The 2,550-nt window shown below is 38.4% G+C and carries 4 protein-coding genes; all 4 read left to right on the top strand.

Translation table 11 applies throughout. The features are described 5' to 3' along the window. Window positions 1–57 precede the first annotated feature (57 nt). Window positions 58–573, top strand: coding sequence for a BON domain-containing protein (locus tag H5232_RS23995; RefSeq protein WP_220496124.1), 516 nt, complete (start codon window positions 58–60; stop codon window positions 571–573). Continuing rightward, on the top strand, window positions 570–995 hold the full coding sequence (locus H5232_RS22855; RefSeq protein ID WP_182784660.1) for a hypothetical protein: 426 nt from the start codon (window positions 570–572) through the stop codon (window positions 993–995). Before H5232_RS23995 ends, H5232_RS22855 begins: the two co-directional genes overlap by 4 nt. A 481-nt stretch (window positions 996–1,476) precedes the next feature. Then, window positions 1,477–2,304: a 2,5-didehydrogluconate reductase DkgB gene (dkgB, locus tag H5232_RS22850; RefSeq protein ID WP_182718952.1), complete on the top strand. Its 828-nt coding sequence runs from the start codon at window positions 1,477–1,479 to the stop codon at window positions 2,302–2,304. Between the two features lie 55 nt (window positions 2,305–2,359). After that, window positions 2,360–2,550, top strand: a 191-nt coding sequence (locus H5232_RS22845) for an antibiotic biosynthesis monooxygenase family protein (RefSeq protein ID WP_182831585.1), incomplete at its 3' end; no start/stop codon positions are given.

Here is a 2,550-nt window from a genome sequence, read left to right as displayed (position 1 = left end):
TCGATAATGTTGCGCCACTGCTCAAGGCTACGCATTTTTCTCATGGCTATCTCCTAATTGAAATTAAGAAATAGTTTAATCGGTTTGACGAGTTACTGGCAGGTGCACTTTGCTAGACGCTTACAACAGAACGTTAGCCTCTTACATAATAAAGTGATGGTAGGTAGTGAAGAATACACTTTACCGCCGATGGTGATCGCTCCACTTAATACTGAGGATATCCTAATGGATAAATACTTTTCAAAAATACTATGTGTTATTGCAATACTGATGGTTTCACAATTAACTGGTTGCTATAAATCCCCAGAAATTGCTGCGGAAAAGCCGCCAAAAAGTACGGTGGCTAACAATGTTTTAGATATCGATGTAACTGCAAACGTTAAAATGGCTTTAATGAATGATCCTATTCTCAGAGCATTTAATATCGAAGTCATTACGAATAAAGGCGATGTGCGTTTAATTGGTATTGTTGATAGCCAAAGCCAAATTGACTCAGCAATGTTAATCGCCAAAGGTGCTGAAGGTACGCATGCTATTCATGATGAACTGACTGTGAAAAGGAGTTCGTTATGAAAGGATATCTAATCGTGGGGTTTATAACCGCTGTTTTTGCTGTTACAGCAGTTGCCCAAGAAGATGAACGCGAAGGCGAACATCATATGATGATGGGCAAGATGATGCATGATAAAAAAACATCGCATATGGAACCAAAAATGCGGCAAATGTTTTCGCTAATGCAACAGATCGAAAACGAAAATAATCCACAAAAGCGTGAGCAGCTAATGGAACAACATATGAACTCAATGCGTGCAAATATGCGCATGATAAACGACCTAAATGAAAGTGGTGATGATTCAGAGTCAGAAACTGAGGGCGATGAACGTATCAATAAAATGGAAGGTCAGCTGAGAATGATGCAAGTGATGATGGATCAAATGATGGAACACAGCAGCTACAGTGAAATGAAAATTACACAAAAACATAGAGATAAGTAACTAAAGCGCAGTAGAATAAATCGACTCTGAGCCACTACTTTCAGCGCTAACAGTGTTGAAAATAGCGGCCTTGAGAGATGCACTTTCAATTTTTTATAAAGCGGTCATTTATAAATATAATTATTAGGTGCTAGGGCCGGTTACCTCTCTGGTTGAAGATTGTTTAATTTACAAGCTATTTAATCACCATGCTAGGTTTGTAATCTGATGGGTTAAGTAAAAAATTAAGTAAAACTTCCGCACTTTATTCTGGCTCTCTACCTACATTAATACTGCCTTATCTAAAAACCAAACATACGGATGTAAAAGTAACTGTGAAAGATAAACAGGCTCTAGCCCTTGAAACTAAAGTTAATGGCCTCATACCTTTTACGAGGTCAAAAATTTTAAATGAACAAAGTAACAGGTGTATTTCGAAAAACTTAGGTTAGAAATCTAATAAGTTTGTATTTAAACCGATTATTTTTATAAGGATAAAGTTATGACACAACGTGTAATTGAAATGCCAGACTTAGGCATGGGGACATTCCGCTTAGAAGGAAAAACAGCTTATGAATCTGTAAAAATGGCATTAGAAGTTGGCTTTCGCCATATTGATACCGCACAGATTTATGGCAATGAAGAGCAAGTTGGCCAAGCGATAAAAGACAGCAATATCCCTAGAGACGAGCTATTTATTACCACCAAAGTGTGGAATAACAAACTGAATAAAAGCGATTTTATCGCCAGTGTGAAAGAGTCTCTTAACAAGCTGCAACTCGATTCAGTCGATTTATTGTTGATCCATTGGCCTGCGCCATCAAACGATGAGCCAATGAGCGAGTATTTAACTGAGTTATTAACGGCAAAGCAGCTAGGATTAACTAAGCATATTGGTGTATCGAACTTCACTATTGCGAATTTAAAAGAAGCCATGCAAACACTGGACTCACGTGAAATATTCACCAACCAAATAGAAGTACACCCTTATTTAACCAATACCAAGCTACGTGCTTTTTGTCAGCAGCATGACATTCATATCACCGCCTATATGCCATTTGTGGTAGGTAAAGTGTTAAACGATCATACCATTATTGATATTGCTAAGAAGCATGATGCAAGCCCTGCACAAGTGGTTATTGCATGGGTAAACGCCAAGGGTATGACGACCATTCCGTCATCAACTAAGCGTAAAAATCTTGAAGATAACTTTAATGATAAAGCCGTAAAACTTGATGAAGAAGACATTGCGCGTATTGATGCTCTCGATTGCGGCGACCGTCAAGCAACCCCAAGTTTTGCACCGCAGTGGGATCAAGACACGTTTTAAGCGTGTTCAATATAAAGTGCAGTGAGTCTGCACTTTTTAATGCAAAGGAATAACTATGTTAACCGTTATAGCAATGCTGTCATGTAAAAACGCTGATGCAGCTACGTTACTTAGTGCACTTGATAACTTACAAAAGTTATCGCGCAAAGAAGTAGGGTGTTTACGCTACGAGCTGGCTGTGAAAAATAATGACACGCAAACCGATTACATTGTAACTGAACAATGGGCTACAAATGAGCACTTTGA

Source organism: Pseudoalteromonas sp. SG41-5 (assembly GCF_014164495.1).
GTDB lineage: Bacteria > Pseudomonadota > Gammaproteobacteria > Enterobacterales > Alteromonadaceae > Pseudoalteromonas > Pseudoalteromonas rhizosphaerae.
The sequence above is the reverse complement of the archived record's forward strand: the minus strand, read 5'-3'. Positions and strand labels throughout refer to the sequence as shown.